Source organism: Altererythrobacter sp. B11, from assembly GCF_003569745.1.
Lineage (GTDB): Bacteria > Pseudomonadota > Alphaproteobacteria > Sphingomonadales > Sphingomonadaceae > Croceibacterium_C.
This window is the reverse complement of record NZ_AP018498.1, coordinates 723,966-742,911: the sequence shown is the minus strand read 5'-3', so window position 1 is coordinate 742,911 and position 18,946 is coordinate 723,966. Positions and strand designations below refer to the sequence as shown.

Below are 18,946 nucleotides of genomic sequence, written 5' to 3'. Positions count from 1 at the left end.
AAGAAAAGAGGGCCGGAGCGGCTGGCTCCGGCCCTTTCAGTTTATGTTCGCAGGAGGAACATTGTGAGGCGGGATCGGGAGGAGAGGAGGAAGGCCCGATCCCGCCAAGCTTGTGATCAGTTGTAGGCGCGCTCGCCATGTTCGGCGATATCGAGGCCCTCGGTCTCGACTTCCGGCGAAACCCGCAGGCCCGTCAGCGCCTTGGTGATGAAGCCCGCGATCAGCGTGCCGACACCGGCCCACACGATCGCCACCGCAACCGCGATGATCTGGGTCACGACCTGAGCGCCCATGGAGAAATCGTCGCCGCCGGGGCCACCAAGCGCCGGGGAATAGACGATGCCGGTGCCGATGGCGCCGATGATGCCGCCCACGCCGTGGATGCCGAAGGCGTCCAGCGAGTCGTCATAACCGAGCGCCGGCTTCACCTTGGCGACCATGATGTAGCAAACCACCGAAGCCACGATGCCGAGGACGATGGCGCCGAACGGGCCGGAGTTGCCGGCAGCCGGAGTCACCGCCACCAGGCCGGCGATGATGCCCGAGCAGAAGCCCAGCGCGGAACCCTTGTGGCCCGCCAGACGCTCCACCACCATCCAGGTGAGGCCCGCCGCCGCCGTGGCGACGAAGGTGTTGATCATGGCGAGACCAGCGGTGCCGTCTGCCTCCAGCTCGGAGCCGGCATTGAAGCCGAACCAGCCCACCCACAGCAGGCCGGTGCCGACCATGGTCAGCGTCAGCGAGTGCGGCGGCATCGGTTCAGAGGGATAGCCCTTGCGCTTGCCCAGCAGGAAGGCGAGCACGAGGCCCGAGACACCGGCGTTGATATGCACCACCGTGCCGCCGGCGAAGTCCAGCGCGCCCATGTCGAACAGCAGTCCGCCGCCGGCCCACACCATATGCGCGATCGGGAAATACACGATCGTGAGCCAGATGATGACGAACAGCATCGTTGCCGAGAACTTCATCCGCTCCGCCGTGGCGCCCAGGATCAGCGCCGCAGTGATGGCCGCGAAGGTCATCTGGAAGCAGGCGAAGACATATTCGCTGATCACTTCATCGGAGAAGGTCGCCGCCGTGCTGTCCGACGTGGTGTTGGAGAGGAACAGGTTGCCCCAGCTGAAGAAGGCATTGCCTTCCGGGCCGAAGGCGGTCGAATAGCCCCACATCACCCATACCAGCATGGCGAGCGCCGCGGTGGCGCCGATCTGCGTCATGGTGGAGAGCATGTTCTTGGACCGGGTAAGGCCGCCGTAGAACAGCGCCAGGCCCGGCAGGATCATCATCAGCACCAGCACGGTGGAGGTCATCATCCAGGCGTTGTTGCCGGGATTGGCCACAGCGACCGTCTCGGCCACTTCCGTCGCCGCGGCGATCGGCGTCCCGGCCGCGTCGCTGACGGTTTCGGTTACGGCAGCTGCCGTTTCGGCGGCCCAGGCGGCGGAAGCGGCCAGAATCGACCCTCCCAGCACACCGGCGCCACAAAGCATTTTGCGGATCATCTCGTTACCCCTCGTTGGCGCCGCTCAGAGCGCGTTGTCCCCGGTTTCACCCGTGCGGATCCGCGTGGTGGACGCGAGATCGAGCACGAAGATCTTGCCGTCCCCGATGCTGTCCGTGCTGGCGGTCTGCTGGATGGTCTCGACGATCTGGGCTGCCAGCGCGTCGCTGGCGGCGATTTCGATCTTCACCTTGGGAAGCATATTCGTGGAATATTCCGCCCCGCGGTAGATCTCGGTCTGCCCCTTCTGGCGCCCGAAGCCTTTTACTTCGGACACGGTCATGCCGGCGATCCCGATGGCGCTCAGCGCTTCGCGAACCTCGTCGAGCTTGAATGGTTTGATGATGGCGATGATGAACTTCATCACTGACCCCTCTTGCTTACCGGACGATCCCCGGCCGAGAGGACTATCAGCAACAAGCGTGCCAAATGCCGCAATGCAGCGATTTACCGGGTGTTAGGGCAAGGAGGGTTATGCTGAGAGCGCCACTGGCGCTCGAATCTTGTGCAGCTGCTCAATAATTAGGCAGTGAGGGAGAGACTCGCCTTCACCGGCAGGTGGTCGGATGCCATGGCCGACAGGGCGCTGTGGTGGACGGCGGCATCCTCGCAATCCCAATGTTCCGAATGGACGATGCGGTCGAGCTGCGCCAGCGGGCGCGTGCTCGGGAAGCTACGGCCCGGCTGGAGCACGGACCACGCCCCGGCGAAGCCGCGCAGCGCCCCGCCCCGTTGCGACCATTCGTTGAGATCGCCCAGCATCACCGCCGGCTTGCCCAGCGCGGCGATATGGCCGCACACCGCATCCACCTGCTTGCGGCGAAGCAGGCCCGACAGGTCGAGATGCATGCCGACCACGCAGAATTCGCGCCCGCCGGCGGACAGATGCGCGCAAACCGCCCCGCGCGGCTCGATCGCGGGCAGGTCGATCGGCTCCGCCCCCAGCACGTCGACATGCGGCGCCACCAGAATGGCGTTGCCGTGCCAGCCCATGCTGGCCGGGCGCATCTTCAGCGCGGCCACGCGCCAGTGGCGTTCCTCCACCAGTTCGCGCGGCAGCACGGTTTCGCGCCGGCCAAAGCGGCGATCCACCTCCTGCAGGGCAATCACATCGGCGCCAAGCTCATGCAGCACTGCCAGGATCCGCTCCGGATTGCGCTGGCGATCCGTGCCCACGGCCTTGTGGATGTTGTAGCTGGCGAAGGTGAGGCGCAGGTCAGTCAGGCACGGTCCCCTCGGCTCCGGCGATATAGCGATCGGTCGGCCGCGCGGGCAGCCCGTCGATGCTCTCGCGTCGGCGCTTGAACTTGCCGGCCCATTCCCGCGGATCGGCCTGGGCATGGTATTTGACCAGCGTCGGGCGTTCCGCTTCCAGTTGCATCAGCGGCACGCCCCAGCCGCAGCTGGTCTGCACGCTTTCCACCGCCACATCGAAGATCTGCCGCGTGCCGGGCAGCATGGTGAAATGGCCCGCCAGTTCGTCCCAGCCGGATTCCCACGGCAGCACCGGCGTGCCCCGGCCATAGATCCGCAGGATCAGCGCCGGCTGTTCGAAATTGCAGAACATCAGCGTGATCCGGCCGTCGGCGATCAGGTGGGCATTGGTTTCATTCCCCGAGCCGCCAAGGTCGAGATAGGCCACCCTTTGGGGGGACAGCACACGCAGGCAATCATAGCCCTTGGGGCTGAGATTAATCCGCGCGCCTTCGGCAGCGGTCGCGACGAAGAACACCGGCTGCCGGCTGATCATCGCCACATGCTTGTCAGTCAGTGCATCGAAGAATTCGGCCATCGATCCAGACTAACCGCCGGCCGGCACCTTGTCACCGCTCCTTGGTGGCGGAGAAGGTGAGATCGGGGTTCTTTTCCTGCTGATAGCCGACATCCCATGGCGATCTGGCCATGAACACCAGATCGCCATCGCGGTCGCGCGCCAGATTGGCGCGGTTGAAATCCTCGAAGTTCTTCATCGCGGCATCGCTGCCCTTCAGCCAGCGCGCCGTGGCGAAGGGGGAAGGTTCCAGCACCGCTTCCACCTTGTATTCCGCCTCCAGCCGCGAAACGAGCACTTCCAGCTGCAGCTGGCCGACCACGCCGACGATCCACTGGGCGCCAATCTCCGGGTAGAACACCTGGATCACGCCTTCTTCGCTCAGATCGTCCAGCGCCTTGCGCAATTGCTTAGTCTTGGTGGGATCGCGCAATTGCACCCGGCGGAGGATTTCCGGTGCGAAATTGGGCAGGCCGGTGAAGCGCACGTCGTTCTTCTCGCTCAGCGTGTCACCCACGCGCAGCGTGCCGTGGTTGGGGATGCCGATGATGTCCCCTGCCTCGGCCGTGTCGGCGATTTCGCGATCCTGCGCGAAGAAGAGGATGGGGGAATGCACCGCGATCGGCTTGCCCAGGCCGGAAGGCGTCAGCTTCATGCCGCGGCGGAAGGTGCCGGAGACCATGCGCATGAAGGCGATCCGGTCACGGTGCTGCGGGTCCATATTGGCCTGCACCTTGAAGATGAAGCCGGTCACCTCGTCGCGATCGGGCGTTACCGGCCCGGTTTCGGACGGCTGCGGGCGCGGCGGCGGGGCGAAGCCGGCGATCGCCTCGATCAGTTCGGTCACGCCGAAGTTCTTGAGCGCGGAGCCGAAATAGACCGGCGTCAGATCGCCATTGCGATAGGCGTCCAGATCGAATTCGGCATAGCCGGCCTGCGCCAGCTCCACCTCTTCGGCCACTTCGGGAGGCAGCGCCGCATCGACGTCGCGCTTGCCGAGGAATTCCTTGCTGTCGCCCTCGGGCCGGCTGACCGCGCCGCTGGCGAAATCGAGCACGCCCTGGAACAGGCCGCCCATGCCCACGGGCCAGCTCTGCGGCGAAACATCCAGCGCCAGCATGTCGGCCACTTCGTCCAGCAGCTCGAACCCGCTGCGGCCTTCGCGGTCCACCTTGTTGATGAAGGTGATGATCGGCACGCTGCGCAGGCGGCAGACTTCGAACAGCTTGCGGGTCTGCGGCTCGATACCCTTGGCCGCGTCGATCACCATGATGGCGGAATCGACCGCGGTGAGCGTGCGATAGGTGTCTTCCGAGAAATCCTCGTGGCCCGGCGTGTCCAGGAGGTTGAAGGTCACGCCATCGCGCTCGAAGGTCATCACGCTGGACGTCACCGAGATGCCGCGCTGCTGCTCGATCTTCATCCAGTCGGAGCGGGCACGCCGCGCCTGGCCGCGCGCCTTCACCTCGCCGGCAAGATGGATCGCGCCGCCCTGCAGCAGCAGCTTCTCGGTCAGTGTGGTCTTGCCCGCGTCGGGATGGGAAATGATCGCGAAGGTCCGGCGGTTGGATGTCATCCACGCAGCTCCGCACCCAGCTTCGCGGCGGCGGCCACCACCCGGTCGGAAATCGCGCGGATCTCGTCCTCGGTGAAGCTCTTCTCGCCCGGCTGCAGGGTGATTTCCACCGCCAGCGACTTGCGGCCTTCGGGCACGCCCGCGCCGCGGAAATCGTCGAAGATGCGCGCGTCCACGATGTTAGCCTTGTCCGCGCCCTTCACCATCCGCAGCAGATCGCCCGCCGGAAGCGCGGCATCCACCAGGAAGGCGAAATCGCGCGCGACCGGCTGCAGCGCCGGCGGGCTATAGGCCGCCCGGGCGAAGCCCGCCGCGCCCTTGCGCGCCGGAATCGCATCGAGGAACAGCTCCAGCCCGACCACCGGGCCTTCCACGTCGAAGGCCTCCAGGGTGCGCGGGTGGAAGGCGCCGAAGCGGGCGAGCACGGTCTTGGGGCCGAGCCGCAAGGTGGCGGACTGGCCCGGGTGGAACTGCGGCCCGGGCCCGGCCTGATCCGGCGCCATCACCTGCAGCTTGTCCACCGCCACGCCCGCTGCGCCCAGCAGCGCTTCGGCCTCGGCCTTGGCATCGAAGGCATCGAAATAGGTCGCCTTGCCGCTGGCCCAGCCCCGCGGGGCCTTCTCGCCCGCCAGCACCACCGCCAGCACATGGCGCTCGTCGCTCATCCCGCCCTCGCCGCGCAGATAGGCGCGGCCGATCTCGAACAGCCGCAGCCCGGAAGCGCCGCGATCGAGATTGCGCTTCGCCGCCGCCAGCAGGCCGGGCAGCAGCGACGGGCGCATCGCCTTCATGTCTTCGCTGATCGGATTGTCCAGCAGCCACAGGCCGCCATTGCCGGTGGCGAAATGCTCCGCCTCCCACTCCGGCAGGAAGGACCAGGTCACCGCTTCGTTCAGCCCCCGCCCGGCGGCGGCGCGGCGAAGTTTACGATCAATCAATTGCACAGGCGTCGCAGTGGGCTTCGCCACCCCTTGCGCGCGCGGCAGAGCGACGCTTTCGACCTTATCGAGGCCGTGGATACGCACCACCTCCTCCACCAGATCGGCCGCACCCGCCACATCGGGCCGCCAGGTCGGGGCCTGCACCAGCCAGTCCGAACCCACGGAAAAGCCCAGCCTTTCCAGGATGGCCTGCTGCTCAGTGGCGGGAATATCCACCCCGCCCAGCCGCGCCGCCAGCGCCGGATCATAGGCTACGGCGGCGGTCTCCATCGGCGGACTCCCGGCCCGCACCACCTCGCTCGCCTCGCCCCCGCAGATCTCCAGCACGAGCTGGGTCAGCAGGTGAAGCCCATCATCCATGAAGCCCGGATCCACGCCCCGTTCGAACCGCGTGCGCGCATCCGAGGCGAGGCCGAGGCGGCGGCCGGTGACGCCGATCCGCTCCGGATCGAAATAGGCGATCTCCAGCAGCACATCCGTCGTGCCTTCGGACACGCCCGATTCCTCGCCGCCCATGATGCCGGCGATGTCGTGCACGCCCGCCTCATCGGCGATCACGGTCATTTCGCCGTCGAGACGATAGGTCTTCTCGTTGAGGGCGAGCACTTCCTCCCCGTCACGCGCGCGGCGCGCAACCACGGCGCCGCGCAGCCTGGCAAGATCATAGACATGCGCCGGGCGGCCATAACCGAGCATCAGGTAGTTGGTGATGTCCACCAACGCGCTGATCGGGCGCTGGCCGGCGTCGCGCAGGGCGGCCTGCATCCACTCCGGAGACGCGCCGTTCTTCACGCCGCGGATCACGCGGCCGTAAAACGCCGGACAACCCGGGGGATCGTCGGTGCGGATTTCCACCGGACACGGGAAGCTCGCCGGCACGTCCTGCAGGGAAATGGGCCGCAGCGTGCCCAAGCCCGCCGCCGCCAGATCGCGCGCGATCCCGTAAACCCCCATGCAATCCGGCCGGTTGGGCGTGATGGATACGTCGAAGATCGGGCTGACGCCGCGATAGTCGGCAAAGGGCAGGCCGATGGGCGCATCGGTCGGCAATTCGATGATGCCGTCATGCTCTTCACCCAGCTCGAGCTCTCGCACCGAGCACATCATGCCGTTGGATTCGACGCCGCGAATGGCGCTCTTGCGCAATTGCATGCCATTGGCCGGCACGACCGCGCCCGGCAGGCCGAGCACGCCCTTCATCCCCGCACGCGCATTGGGCGCACCGCAGACGACCTGCAGCGGATCGCCTTCGCCGGTATCCACCGTGAGCACCTGCAGCTTGTCCGCATCAGGATGTGGCGCGGCGGTAAGCACATGGGCGATGCGGAAGCCGGAGAGCTTCTCCGCCGGATCCTCGACCCCTTCCACCTCGATGCCGATGGCATTGAGCTTCGCCGCGATTTCCTCTGCCGAGGCGCCGGTTTCGAGAAACTGCCTGAGCCAGTCGAGCGAGAACTTCATGCGCGTGCTCCCACCCCGCCGGACAGTGTCGGCTGATCGAAGGCGCTGAAGCCGAAATGCCGCAGCCATCGCACGTCGCCGTCGAAGAAGGCCCGCAGATCGTCCATCCCGTATTTGAGCATCGCCAGCCGGTCGACGCCCACGCCGAAGGCGAAGCCCTGCCACTCGTCCGGATCGAGGCCAGAGAATTCGATCACCTTGCGGTTCACCATGCCGCTGCCCAGCAGCTCCATCCACGCATGGCCCGGCGCATCGCCCGATCCGCCGACAACCCGCCGCCCCTTCTCCACCGCATAGCCGACATCGACTTCCACCGAAGGTTCGGTGAAGGGGAAGTAGGACGGGCGCAGACGCAGCACGATGTCGTCGCGCTCGAAGAAGGCCTTGAGGAAGGTCTCCAGCGTCCACTTCAGATGGCCGAGGTGGATATCACGGTCGATCACCAGCCCCTCCACCTGGTGGAACATGGGCGTGTGCGTGGCGTCGCTGTCGCTGCGATAGACGCGGCCCGGCGCAATGATCCGCAGCGGCGCGCCGTCCGCCAGCATGGTCCGCACCTGCACCGGGCTGGTGTGTGTGCGCAGCAGCATCCGCCCGCCGCGGGGCGCTTCGTCGGGAAAATAGAAGGTGTCGTGCATCGCCCGCGCCGGATGGCTCTCGGGCATGTTGAGCGCGGTGAAATTGTACCAGTCGTCCTCGATCTCCGGCCCGGTGGCGACGGAGAAACCGAGATCGGCGAAGATTTCCGCCAGCTCGTCCAACACCTGGCTGACGGGGTGGACGGAACCCTGCGGCGTGGCGGGCGCCGGCAGCGAAAGATCGAGCGTTTCGGCAGCCAGCCGCTGTTCCAGCGCGGCCGCTTCCATCGCGTCCTTCCGCGCCGCCAGCGCATCGGCCACGGCTTCGCGCAGCGCCTGGATCTTCGGCGCTTTCTCCTGCCGTTCCTCGGGGCTCATCTTGCCGAGCGTCTTCAGCAGGGCGGAGATGCTGCCCTGTTTGCCGAGGAGTTCGATGCGCAGCGCCTCCACATCGGCAAGGCTGGTGGCAGCGCCCAGGCGCGCGAGGGCTTCGGCTTGGATCTGGTCTAGGTCACTCATCGGGATCAATCGGTCTCAGGGTGTCGCGGGCGTGTAGCGGGCGCCGCTGCGTCTCCCAACCCCTAATTGCCGCGCTGACGGGCTGGTGACGCTATTCGCCCTGCCCCTGCGGGCCGTAGCGCAGGATCGTGGGCAAGTCCGTCCGTGGTGCAGCCCCCTGATCGGCCATGCGCTGCGCCGCGATCCGATCGAGGATGGGGTGCGGCCTTTCGGCATATTCGCTCGGCGTCATGCCCATGAAATCGTGGAAATCGCGCACGAATTGCGACTGATCATGATATTGCCGGTCCAGCGCCTGGCTCCAGCTGCGGCCGGGATTGAGCATGAACTGCGCCAGGCTACGCAGCAGGCGCTGGCGGCGCAGCAGCAGCTTGGGCGGGAAGCCGAAATAGCGCGCGCAAAGCCGCTCCAGCGATCGGGCGCTCAACCCCGTGCGCTCGCCCAGTTCGGCCACGCTGGTCACCTCCGGGTCACAAACGGCATCGTGACAGGCGCGGATCAGCACTTCGTTGGGCACCGGGCGCAACACGTGGCGCATCAGATAGTCGTTGATCCGCACCGCGGCTTCATCCGGCGGCAGGGGCGATCCGCGCACCATGTCGAGGATGGGAGCGAAGAGGGCGAAGGGAGCTTCCCGTTGGCCATCCACGACGCGGTTGGCGAAATCGCGCGCCGGCGCGGGCACGAATTTGGCCCAGCCGGCCGGTTGCAGGCCCAGCCCCCAGGTGCGCGAGGTGACGAGTTCAAAGTGGATCGGCTTGCTGGTGACGCCGCTGACCACGAAGGGCGGCTGCGCCGCCAGCGGGCCGGCCCCTACGGCGCCGAAGGGCGGCACGGCTTCCGAAAAGCGCATGGCCGCCCATTCGGGATGGAGGCAATCGCGCACTCGCCCCCCGTCGCGGCAGTCGATGTCGAAGAGGTAGAGCGCCGTGAAATAGGGCTCCAGCTCTTGCGACAGGCGGTAAAACCGCACGTCGACGTGAAAATCGGCTGACATTGCGTGTGCGACCACAATCTGCCCACGGCCCCCGGCGCTGCCACGCCAGGTTCCTGTCCCCCCCTGAAGCCACCCCCTGTATGGGCGACGTCATTCCTTCAATTGCATAAATCCCGCAATGTCCACGAAAAATCGCATTATTGGCTCCGGAACGGAGCGGTCTGCTGACGGTATCAGGGACCCGCCCTCTCGCTGGGCGGCGGATTTCCGGGCTTCCCGCGCCAAATGCCGCGCGCAACAAAAAAGGCGCGGATGGCCCATGCCACCCGCGCCCTTCTGTTGGTGCGAAACGCTGTTGCCGGCTCAGGCCGGGAGCGCGGCCTTCGCCTGCTGGATGATCGCGCCGAAAGCGGCACCTTCATTCATGGCGAGATCGGCCATCACCTTGCGGTCCAGTTCGATGCCGGCGAGCTTGGCGCCGTGCATGAACTGCGAATAGGTGAGGCCTTCGGCGCGGACCGCCGCGTTGATGCGCTGGATCCACAGCGCGCGGAAGTTCCGCTTCTTAACCTTGCGGTCGCGATAGGCGTACTGGCCGGCCTTTTCGACGGCCTGACGGGCGACGCGAATCGTGTTCTTGCGGCGGCCGCGATAGCCCTTGGCCGCTTCCAGAATCCGCTTGTGCTTGGCGCGCGTGGTGACGCCGCGTTTGATACGGGACATGCTTCAGTACTCCTCAGTTCAGCCCGTAGGGCGCCCACTTCTTGATCACCTTCGCATCGGCGTCGGAGATCACTTCGGTGCCGCGGTTCTGGCGGATGTACTTGGCATTGTGGCTGATCAGGCGGTGGCGCTTGCCGGCCACGCCGTGCTTGACCTTGCCGGTGGCGGTGATCTTGAAGCGCTTCTTCACACCGCTCTTGGTCTTCATCTTGGGCATTTTCGTCTCCTTCGTCAGGGACACGTCCAACCAGCCCTGGCAGCCCTTGTGGCCAGACCGGCGGATGAATCACGTGTCAGTGAAGCGGGCGCCAATAGCGATTTCGCGTATAAATGCAAGCGCTCCGCGCCCTGTCGCGCGGGCGGCTGGAACACGCTGGAACAGGGTTCAGTACCAGAAACCGGACCCGCGCGCAGAGGGTGTTTTACGGACAGCCGACGATGCGAAAGAGCCGCCGCCGGCCTGCCCCGCCGCCAACCCTGTAGGCAACCGCGCCTTCCCTAGCGCGCCTCAATAGCGGTGTGCCCCGTTTCGCGCAGCCAGCGGCCGAAATCGCCATGCGGGATCGGCATCGCATCGGCCGGCAGATCGCGGACGTAGCAATAGGCGAAGGCGGAGGTGGTGAAGCCGTTGCCCAGCGTCACCGGCAGGTCGCGCCGCTCATATTCGGCATCCGGGCCGCCGTGCGCATCCTCGAACTCGTCCATCGCGAGCCAGTCCACCCGCCCCGCTTCATGGACGATGCCATGCACCGGCGCGCCGTGGGGATCGGGCAGGAGGATCGGATACCAGCCCCCGTCGGGGGAGTTCAGCGCATAGAGCGTACCGCGCACCGTGGCGGGAACACCGTCATCCAGCGCCGCGATCAGTTCTGCCGCGCGCCCCCGCGCCAGTTCGCGGATCAGCACACCGTAAACGAACAGCTGCATCAGTGACCGTGCCCATCGTGCGCCCCATGATGCGCATGGCCGCCCATCGCCTCCAGCACGTCTTCCAGCCGCGCAGGATCGCCCAGCGCAAGGACGTGGCCGGCAGAACCGCGGTGCAGCGGATCGCCGTTCCAGTCGCACATCAGGCCGCCCGCACCCTCCACCACCGGCACGAGCGCGGCATAGTCATGCAGCTTGAGCCCCGCCTCGCACACCACATCAAGGAAGCCGCTGGCGAGCAGGGCGTAATTGTAGCAATCGCCGCCCATGATCATGCGCTTGTGGTCGGTCTTGGCCGCCAGCGCCATGAACACGTCGCCTTCATCCTGCGAGAAGTAATGCGGGCCGGTGGTGGCGATCGCCGCATCGGCCAGTTCGCGACAGGCACGGGTGCTGACCGCGCGGCCGTTGAAGCTGGTGGGCTTGCCGGAAATGCCCAGCCATCGCTCGCCGGCGATCGCCTGGTCGATCACCCCCAGCACCGGGAAGCTATCCACCAGCAGCGCGATCAGCGTGCCGAAGGTCGGCCGGCCGGCGAGAAAGGCGGTGGTCCCATCAATCGGATCGAGTACCCATTGCCGACCGGAACGGCCCTCGCTCGCGCCGAATTCCTCGCCATGCACCCCGTCCTGCGGCACCTCCGCCGTCAGGATACGGCGCATGGCCTCCTCCGCCGCCCGGTCCGCCACGGTGACGGGCGAGGCATCGCCCTTGCGCTCCGCGCTCAACCCGCTGCGGTAATGCGGCCGGATCGCCTCGCGCGCGGCATCAGCCAGGCGGTGGGCGAGCGCGACTTCCTTATCGAGATTCACTGGTCTGGCCCTTTCCGCTCCACCGGCACCGATTCGGGATCGCCCGCCCTATGCACGCGCAGGATGATCGCGCGAAGGCCCTGTGGCCCGGCGCGGGGGGTGTGGACCGCGCGCGCGGGAATGGTGAAGGTCTCGCCCGCGCGCACCATTTGCGGGGCGGCGCCGTCCAGCTCCACGATGGCGCTGCCGCCCAGGACATAGAGATATTCTTCCCACGGATGGTAATGCGCCTGCCCCTGCGCGTCCGGCCCCAGCACCAGATCGGTGGCGATCAGCTCACTCCCGGGCGCCGCCGAAAGCGGAACGTGGAAGACCGGATTGGCGCCCGCCGGGGGAGTGGGAATGGGCGGCGCTTCCGCCTGCTGCGCATTGGCCGCTACGGCGGCGAAGACCAGCAGCAAGGTGGCGGCACGCGCGCCGCGATACCCCGGCCCGCGCCACCGCCCGATCAATCGAACAGGCTCGACACGCTGCTTTCATCCGCGATGCGCCGCACCGCTTCGCCGATCAGCGGCGCCACGGTGAGCACACGGATGCGCGGCGATTCCTGCGCCGCGTCGGTGGGCAGGATCGTGTCGGTGATCACCAGCTCCGTCAGTGCGGATTTGTTGACCCGCGCGACCGCGCCGCCGGAAAGCACGCCATGGGTGATATAAGCAGCCACGCTGCGGGCTCCCGCATCCATCAGCGCCTGAGCGGCGTTGCACAGGGTGCCGCCCGAATCGACGATGTCGTCGATGAGCACACAGGCGCGGCCCTTCACATCGCCGATGATGTTCATGACTTCCGATTCGCCGGGCCGCTCGCGCCGCTTGTCGACGATGGCCAGCGGGGCGTTGTCGAGCCGCTTGGCGAGCGCGCGGGCGCGAACCACACCGCCGACGTCGGGCGAGACGACCATCAGATCCTTGTCGCCATAACGGGCGAGGATATCGGCCGCCATTACCGGCGCGGCGTAGAGATTGTCCGTCGGGATATCGAAAAAGCCCTGGATCTGCCCGGCATGGAGATCGACCGACAGCACGCGGTTGGCCCCTGCCTCGGTGATGAGGTTGGACACCAGCTTGGCGGAGATGGGCGTGCGCGGGCCCGGCTTGCGATCCTGCCGGGCATAGCCGAAATAGGGGATCACCGCGGTGATCCGCCGGGCCGAAGCGCGGCGCAGCGCATCGATCCCGATCAGCAGCTCCATCAGATTGTCGTTCGCCGGATAGCTGGTGGACTGCATGAGGAAGACATCTTCACCGCGCACGTTCTCGTGGATCTCGATGAAGATTTCCTCGTCCGCGAAACGGCGGACGCTGGCATCGGTGAGCGGGATTTCCAGATAGCCGGCGATCGCCCGGGCGAGCGGCAGATTGGAGTTGCCGGCCATGAGTTTCATTGCAGCAGGAGACCTCTTCGGCGCACGGATTCGGATGCGCCGGCTCTAGCCCAGCGTCACATGAATGCAACCTGCGCGATGGCGTGAGCGGGGGAGAATCGCCTCCCCCGGTGCCGTCACTTCACCCGGTGTTCGGCCTTGACCCAGCGCACCGTGCCGGTGCTGGCACGCATCACCACGCTTTCGGTCGTCATCCGCCCGCCGCGCAGCCGCTTCACGCCGCCGAGCAGCGAACCATCCGTCACGCCGGTGGCGGCAAAGATGCAATCGCCCTTGGCCAGATCGTCCAGCGTATAGATCCGGTCGAGATCGGTGATGCCCCATTTGTAGGCACGTTCGCGCTCGTCATCGTTGCGGAACAGCAGCTTGCCGTTGAATTGCCCGCCCACGCAGCGCAGCGCGGCAGCCGCCAGCACGCCCTCCGGCGCGCCCCCCGATCCCATGTAGAGATCGATGGTGGTGTCCTCGTCGGTGGTGGCGATCACCCCGGCGACATCCCCGTCCGGGATGAGATGGATTCCGCAGCCGATCTCGCGCAATTCGGCGATCAGTTCCGCATGGCGCGGGCGGTCGAGCACGCACACATTGATCTCCGAGGGGTCCACACCCTTTTCCGCCGCCACGGCCGCGACATTTTCCGCCACGCTTTTTTCGAGACTGATGATGCCCTGGCAATAGCCCGGGCCAACAGCGATCTTCTGCATATAGACGTCGGGCGCGTTGAGCAGGCAGCCTTCCTCCGCTGCCGCGAGCACGGCCAGCGCATTGGGTCCGGCCTTGGCGGTGATGGTCGTGCCTTCCAGCGGATCGAGCGCGATGTCGATCTTCGGCCCCTTGCCGGGCGCGCCGCCCACCTTCTCGCCGATATAGAGCATGGGCGCCTCGTCCCGCTCGCCCTCCCCGATTACGACGGTGCCATCCATGTACAGCGTATCGAAGGCGCGGCGCATGGCTTCCACCGCGGCGGCATCGGCAGCCTTCTCGTCCCCTCGGCCGATCAGCGAGGAAGCCGCGATCGCCGCCGCTTCCGTGACGCGGACCATTTCCATGACGAGGACACGATCCAGAACCTTGCTGGGCGGCGGCACTTTGCGAGTGGGCATGAAGGATCGGCTCCGATGATGGTGGGTATCGCCCGATTAAGCCGCCTTTGTGACATTTGTCGAGCAATGGTCGGACCATGCGTCGGTTCTGGACGGCAGGCGGTGCAGCGAACCGGGCCTATTCACGCAGCATACATCGGCACCAGGGTGTCTGGCCACGTTCGGTGGGGGAGCGGGGGTGCAGCGTCCATTTGCGATCGCCGGTCTGCTGGCGCTGCTGGCCATGATGGCCAGCCCGGCACGGGCGCAGGCGCAGGACCAGACGGATGCGCCGGCGCCGACAGCGGAGGAGATGCTGGCGAAGGCCCGCGAACTCTATCGCGCGCCCGGCACACGGCGCCCCTGCAAGGCGCCGCATGGGAACGAGATCGTGGTCTGCGCCGCAGACCCATCGCAGTTCCGCACGGAATCCTCTCTCGACGAAGCGGTCCGCAGGGGCGAGCGACCGGCCGGCGACATTCCCGACGCACCCGATGTGGACGGGCTGCCCAAGGGCGGCACCGTCGTCGTGCGCGGCTGCTTCATCCCGCCTTGCCCGCCCCCGCCGGCCTATTTTATCGACTTCAGCACTCTGCCCGAACCACTGACACCCGAGGAGGCGGCCAAGGTGAAGGCGGCGCCGACGGAAGCGCCCTAGCTAGCCGAGCAGGCGCATCACCAGCGGTGCGTCGGTGAGGCTGGGCGAGCCGTCGAGCAGTTCCAGCGCCCGGGAGACTGCGCCTTCCGGCCCCTCATGCGTCACCATCGCCACCAGCACCTCGCCACCTTCTTCTGGGCTGCCCTGCTGGATCAGGCTTTCGATAGACACGCCGGCATCGCGCATGGCGGCGGTGATCTCGGCCAGTACGCCCGGCCGGTCAGCCACGGTGAAGCGCAGATAGGTGCGATTGCGGCGGTGGCTCGAATCGGCCGGATCGAGCGGCTCCAGCGCGGCGGTGGGCACGGAGAAGGGTGGCCCGGCCTGGCGCCGCGCGATGTCGATCAGGTCTGCGACCACCGCGCTGGCGGTTGGCCCATCGCCCGCGCCGGCGCCTTCGAACAGCAGCCGGCCGGCGAAATTGCCTTCGGCCACGACGGCATTGGTCGGCCCATCCACTGTTGCCAGCGGATGATCGCGCGACACGAGATAGGGCTGCACGCGCTGATAAAGGCAGCGGCGGCCGTCGGCCCCGGTCTCGCAATCGGCCACGCCGATCAGGCGGATCACATAACCCAGCGCCGCCGCTTGGGCGATGTCGGCCGCCATGATGCGGCTGATGCCCGCCACTTTCACCGCCGGGAAATCCAGCCGCGCGCCGAAAGCGATGGCGGCCAGGATCGCCAGCTTGTGCGCTGCATCGATCCCCTCAATGTCGAAGGTCGGATCGGCCTCCGCATAGCCCAGTTCCTGCGCTTCCTTCAGCACCTCGCCGAAGTCGCGTCCGGTGTCCTCCATGGTGGAGAGGATGTAATTGCAGGTGCCGTTGAGGATGCCGTAGATGCGCTCGATCGCATTGGCGGACGCGCCTTCGCGCAGGCCCTTGATTACCGGGATGCCGCCGGCCACCGCCGCTTCGTATTTCAGCGGCAGCGCGCCACCCTCGGCCATCTCGGCCAGTTCCATGCCGTGATGGGCGATCATCGCCTTGTTGGCGGTGACCAGCCCCTTGCCCGCCTGCAGCGTTCGCCGTGCAAGCGCGAGTGCCGGCCCATCGGCTCCACCGACCAGTTCCACCACCACGTCCACATCACCGCGCTCGGCCAGCGCGGTCATGTCGTCCTCCCACTCGAAGCGGGTGAGATCGACGCCGCGGTCCTTGCTGCGGTCGCGCGCGCAGACCGCCACGATCTCGATCGGCCGGCCGGCGCGCAGGGCGATCAACTCGCCATTCGTATCGAGCAACCGGATGACTCCGGCGCCAACGGTCCCCAGCCCGGCGAGGGCGATGCGAAGCGGTGCGGCCATCTGTTTCCCCATTTCCAAGCGCGCGGCGTTAGGCGGCCCGCGCCTCATTGGCTAGGGGGTTGGCGCCAGGATCACCCTTCCTGCAGGCCGCAGGGGCCGAGATCGCGCAGGATGAAGGCATAATCCTCCTCCGCCCGCAGGCGGGACGCGCGATCGCGCTGGAGATAGGCGTCCTCCGGCAACTGGCGCGGCAGGCCGCAGGCGAGGCGATACCAGGCCAGTGTGTGGTGCTCCGGCGGGCGGGCGGCCTGATCGACGATCTCGCTCCAGGAAATACCCCAGCTCGGCTCCATCCCCGGGCGGCGGAGTACGCTGACCGAAATCGGATCGCCACTATCGGTGTCGAAGAACATCTGGGTCTCGGATTCCCCCGCCAGATTGCCCGCCACCGAAATCACGTCGCGCACACCGGTGACATGCGGCGGGGCATCGGGTGCGGCGAGTTCCGCGATCACGGCCCGCACCCGCGCTTCCAGTTCGGACGTCGCAGGCAATTGTGCTTGCGGGGACACGAGCTGGAGGAAGCCGGGCTGACTGGGCACGGGGGAGGCGAACAGGATGAACCGCTGCTTCTTCAGCTTGGGCGCCTTGCCTTTTTCCGTCACCGGCACGTCCACGAGATAGGCGAGCGATTCGCCCAGCGGCGCCCGCGCGGTCAGCAGCGCCTGGGTTCGCGCTTCCACATACAGCCGCACCATGCCCGGCGCGAGACCGGGCGCCCGCTCCGGCTTGAGCTGCGCCTGGTCCGCCACTTCCGCGATCGCGACGATCCGCGCCGCTTCGGACAGGCGCACCAGATCGGCATAGGAGGGGCCGCTGGCGGCGGGCGCCGAAACGACGGAATCCTGCGCGAACAAGGGGGTGGCGGCGACTGTTGCGGAAGCGAGCAGCAAGGCGCCCGCAACTCTTGCGCCAGTGCCGGCAATGTAGAGGTGGGGGCGGAACATTGATTTCTCCTTGGAACCATTGCCGAAGCGCAGGTGATGCGCGCTGCGCAAAAGCGAATTGCAGCGGCGGGCAGGTGAATCGCCGCTTAACCGACAAAGGGTTTGCCGAACCGTTTCCAGCCGGTTAAGACCCTCTTCGATTGGGACCCAAAAGCCAAATACGAACCAGGTTCCGCGACCCTGCCTGTAGGCTGCCTAATATTGTTTCATAAGCGGATTGGGCAAGTCTTGCAGGTGGACAAAACTTCGCGGCTGCTGCCAGATGCCAATCTGACAGTGGTCGCTTGTGCCGGATATTCGTCTGGCTTGTGCAAACACGGAGTGAAGGGACTGGATGGCTTACGCTGACCAACAAATGAGCGGCAGTCGCATAGTGGCGATTGCCATCGTTGTCCTGATCCACCTTGCAATCGGGTACGCGCTCATCACCGGCCTGGCCTATTCGGCCGTCCAGAAGGTGGTGGAGCGGGTGACGACGGTGGATATCGAGGAACCGCCGCCCCCGGAGGAGGAACCGCCGCCGCCGCCGCCTGAGCCTGATACGGCTCCGCCGCCGCCGGTCGCACCGCCGCCGCCCATCAGCATCGCGCCGGCTCCGCCGCCGATCGTAACCCAGGTGAACATTCCGCCGCCAGCTCCGCCGGCACGGATCGTGCCGCCAGCTGCGCCCCCCGCGCCGCCTCCTGCGCCTCCGGCGCCGTCCAAGGCCCGTGGTGCAAGGCCCGATGGCCAGAATCGCTGGGCAGCCCGCATCCAGGAGAACTATCCGTCTCGCGCTATCCGCGATGAGACTGAAGGGCGCGTGGGTGTGCGTGTGGCGATCGACGAGCGTGGACGCGTATCTTCGTGCACCGTCTCGAATTCAAGCGGATCGAGCATTCTCGACGATGCAGCCTGCGAAGGCATGCAGAGATATGCCCGCTTCGATCCCGCGCTGGACGCGGCCGGCAATCCCACGACCGGCAGCTTCTCCACGACGATCGTGTACCAGCTCAGCAGATAGATTTGATCATCTGATCAACAGACTTCCAGAAGAGGACAACCCGCATGCTTATTGACATCCTGGCCGCCGCCGCCGGCGAAGCGGCTCCCCAGAACAAGTTCGGCTTCGTCGAGGCTCTCGAACAGGGCGGCATCATCGCCTGGACGATCTTCGGCGTGCTCGTGATCATGTCGGTCGGATCGTTCTACATCCTGATCACCAAGCTCCTCGAGCAGAACAAGATCTTCAAGCAGTACCGTGCGATCCGCGGCGGCTTCTGGCGCGCTCCGACGCTGCGTGAGGGCGTGTCAAAGCTCGACAAGAACAGCGCATGGCGCCAGCTGGTGGACGATGGTCTCGCCGCCGAAGAGCAGCACATGAAGATGACCGACAGCCTCGAAGCGCATGACTGGATGCACGGTTCGCTGGCTCGTTCGGAAGCCGCGATCAACTCCAAGCTGGCCGGCGGTCTTTCCTTCCTCGCCACGGTGGGTGCGACGGCTCCGTTCGTCGGTCTGCTCGGCACGGTTATCGGCATCTACCGCGCGCTCATCAACATCGGCCTCGCCGGTTCGGCCTCGATCGACAAGGTTGCCGGTCCGGTCGGTGAAGCGCTGATCATGACCGCCATCGGTCTGCTCGTGGCCGTTCCGGCCGTGCTCGCCTACAACTGGCTGCAGAGCCGCAACAAGAAGATCGCCGAACTGCTCAGCGGCTTCTCTACCGACGTGCTGGCCAACATCACGTCCAAGGGCGCAGTGAAGCCCGCGGTCACCACCGCTCCGGTGAAGACCGCCGCTCCGGCTGCTGCCAAGCCCGCTGCGGCCACCAAGGCCTGA

At 66.5% G+C, this 18,946-nt stretch carries 20 protein-coding genes; 3 read left to right on the top strand and 17 right to left on the bottom strand.

What is annotated here, in order from left to right; translation table 11 throughout:
- Positions 1–116: 116 nt before the first annotated feature.
- The 15 genes from AEB_RS03535 to glpX all read right to left on the bottom strand — a co-directional run bounded on the left by AEB_RS03535 (position 117) and on the right by glpX (position 14,233).
- Positions 117–1,502, bottom strand: coding sequence for an ammonium transporter (locus AEB_RS03535; RefSeq protein WP_119081959.1), 1,386 nt, complete (start codon positions 1,500–1,502; stop codon positions 117–119).
- Between the two features lie 24 nt (positions 1,503–1,526).
- Positions 1,527–1,865, bottom strand: coding sequence for a P-II family nitrogen regulator (locus AEB_RS03530; RefSeq protein ID WP_119081958.1), 339 nt, complete (start codon positions 1,863–1,865; stop codon positions 1,527–1,529).
- Positions 1,866–2,023: 158 nt separating this feature from the next.
- Positions 2,024–2,677 (bottom strand): endonuclease/exonuclease/phosphatase family protein, encoded by a 654-nt coding sequence (locus AEB_RS03525; RefSeq protein ID WP_231958886.1) that lies wholly within the window; start codon positions 2,675–2,677, stop codon positions 2,024–2,026.
- Between the two features lie 40 nt (positions 2,678–2,717).
- Positions 2,718–3,293 (bottom strand): pyridoxamine 5'-phosphate oxidase family protein, encoded by a 576-nt coding sequence (locus tag AEB_RS03520; protein ID WP_119081957.1) that lies wholly within the window; start codon positions 3,291–3,293, stop codon positions 2,718–2,720.
- A 31-nt stretch (positions 3,294–3,324) separates the two neighbouring features.
- Entirely contained in the window at positions 3,325–4,848 is a 1,524-nt protein-coding gene (locus AEB_RS03515; protein WP_119081956.1) for a peptide chain release factor 3, read from the bottom strand.
- Positions 4,845–7,250, bottom strand: coding sequence for a phenylalanine--tRNA ligase subunit beta (gene pheT, locus AEB_RS03510; RefSeq protein WP_119081955.1), 2,406 nt, complete (start codon positions 7,248–7,250; stop codon positions 4,845–4,847). The genes AEB_RS03515 and pheT overlap by 4 nt, the downstream gene beginning before the upstream one ends.
- The gene (gene pheS, locus AEB_RS03505) at positions 7,247–8,347 is read right to left on the bottom strand and encodes a phenylalanine--tRNA ligase subunit alpha (protein ID WP_119081954.1); all 1,101 of its coding nucleotides are present in this window, start codon (positions 8,345–8,347) and stop codon (positions 7,247–7,249) included. The genes pheT and pheS overlap by 4 nt, the downstream gene beginning before the upstream one ends.
- 91 nt (positions 8,348–8,438) lie before the next feature.
- Entirely contained in the window at positions 8,439–9,344 is a 906-nt protein-coding gene (locus tag AEB_RS03500; RefSeq protein ID WP_119081953.1) for a helix-turn-helix domain-containing protein, read from the bottom strand.
- Between the two features lie 303 nt (positions 9,345–9,647).
- Entirely contained in the window at positions 9,648–10,007 is a 360-nt protein-coding gene (gene rplT, locus AEB_RS03495) for a 50S ribosomal protein L20 (protein ID WP_119081952.1), read from the bottom strand.
- A 13-nt stretch (positions 10,008–10,020) separates the two neighbouring features.
- Positions 10,021–10,224 carry a 50S ribosomal protein L35 gene (rpmI, locus tag AEB_RS03490; RefSeq protein WP_119081951.1) on the bottom strand — a complete coding sequence of 68 codons (204 nt, stop codon included), beginning with the start codon at positions 10,222–10,224 and terminating at the stop codon, positions 10,021–10,023.
- 281 nt (positions 10,225–10,505) lie between these two features.
- Entirely contained in the window at positions 10,506–10,934 is a 429-nt protein-coding gene (locus tag AEB_RS03485; protein WP_119081950.1) for a gamma-glutamylcyclotransferase family protein, read from the bottom strand.
- Complete coding sequence (locus AEB_RS03480) at positions 10,934–11,746, bottom strand: inositol monophosphatase family protein (RefSeq protein WP_119081949.1); 813 nt, start codon at positions 11,744–11,746, stop codon at positions 10,934–10,936. Before AEB_RS03480 ends, AEB_RS03485 begins: the two co-directional genes overlap by 1 nt.
- Positions 11,743–12,198, bottom strand: a complete 456-nt coding sequence (locus tag AEB_RS03475; protein WP_119081948.1) for a cupin domain-containing protein — start codon at positions 12,196–12,198, stop codon at positions 11,743–11,745. The genes AEB_RS03480 and AEB_RS03475 overlap by 4 nt, the downstream gene beginning before the upstream one ends.
- Positions 12,195–13,130, bottom strand: a complete 936-nt coding sequence (locus tag AEB_RS03470) for a ribose-phosphate pyrophosphokinase (protein WP_119081947.1) — start codon at positions 13,128–13,130, stop codon at positions 12,195–12,197. Before AEB_RS03470 ends, AEB_RS03475 begins: the two co-directional genes overlap by 4 nt.
- Positions 13,131–13,246: 116 nt before the next feature.
- Positions 13,247–14,233 carry a class II fructose-bisphosphatase gene (gene glpX, locus AEB_RS03465; RefSeq protein WP_119081946.1) on the bottom strand — a complete coding sequence of 329 codons (987 nt, stop codon included), beginning with the start codon at positions 14,231–14,233 and terminating at the stop codon, positions 13,247–13,249.
- 178 nt (positions 14,234–14,411) lie between these two features.
- On the opposite strand from glpX, the gene AEB_RS03460 reads away from it, so the two are divergent.
- Positions 14,412–14,870 carry a hypothetical protein gene (locus tag AEB_RS03460; protein WP_119081945.1) on the top strand — a complete coding sequence of 153 codons (459 nt, stop codon included), beginning with the start codon at positions 14,412–14,414 and terminating at the stop codon, positions 14,868–14,870.
- Here AEB_RS03460 and AEB_RS03455 read toward each other — a convergent pair whose 3' ends face one another.
- Together AEB_RS03455 and AEB_RS03450 are read right to left on the bottom strand one after the other, a co-directional pair.
- The gene (locus tag AEB_RS03455; protein ID WP_119081944.1) at positions 14,871–16,178 is read right to left on the bottom strand and encodes a homoserine dehydrogenase; all 1,308 of its coding nucleotides are present in this window, start codon (positions 16,176–16,178) and stop codon (positions 14,871–14,873) included.
- A 71-nt stretch (positions 16,179–16,249) separates the two neighbouring features.
- Positions 16,250–17,125, bottom strand: coding sequence for a hypothetical protein (locus tag AEB_RS03450; protein WP_231958885.1), 876 nt, complete (start codon positions 17,123–17,125; stop codon positions 16,250–16,252).
- A 334-nt stretch (positions 17,126–17,459) separates the two neighbouring features.
- On the opposite strand from AEB_RS03450, the gene AEB_RS03445 reads away from it, so the two are divergent.
- On the top strand, positions 17,460–18,128 hold the full coding sequence (locus tag AEB_RS03445) for an energy transducer TonB (protein WP_119081943.1): 669 nt from the start codon (positions 17,460–17,462) through the stop codon (positions 18,126–18,128).
- 44 nt (positions 18,129–18,172) lie between these two features.
- Complete coding sequence (locus AEB_RS03440) at positions 18,173–18,946, top strand: MotA/TolQ/ExbB proton channel family protein (RefSeq protein ID WP_119081942.1); 774 nt, start codon at positions 18,173–18,175, stop codon at positions 18,944–18,946.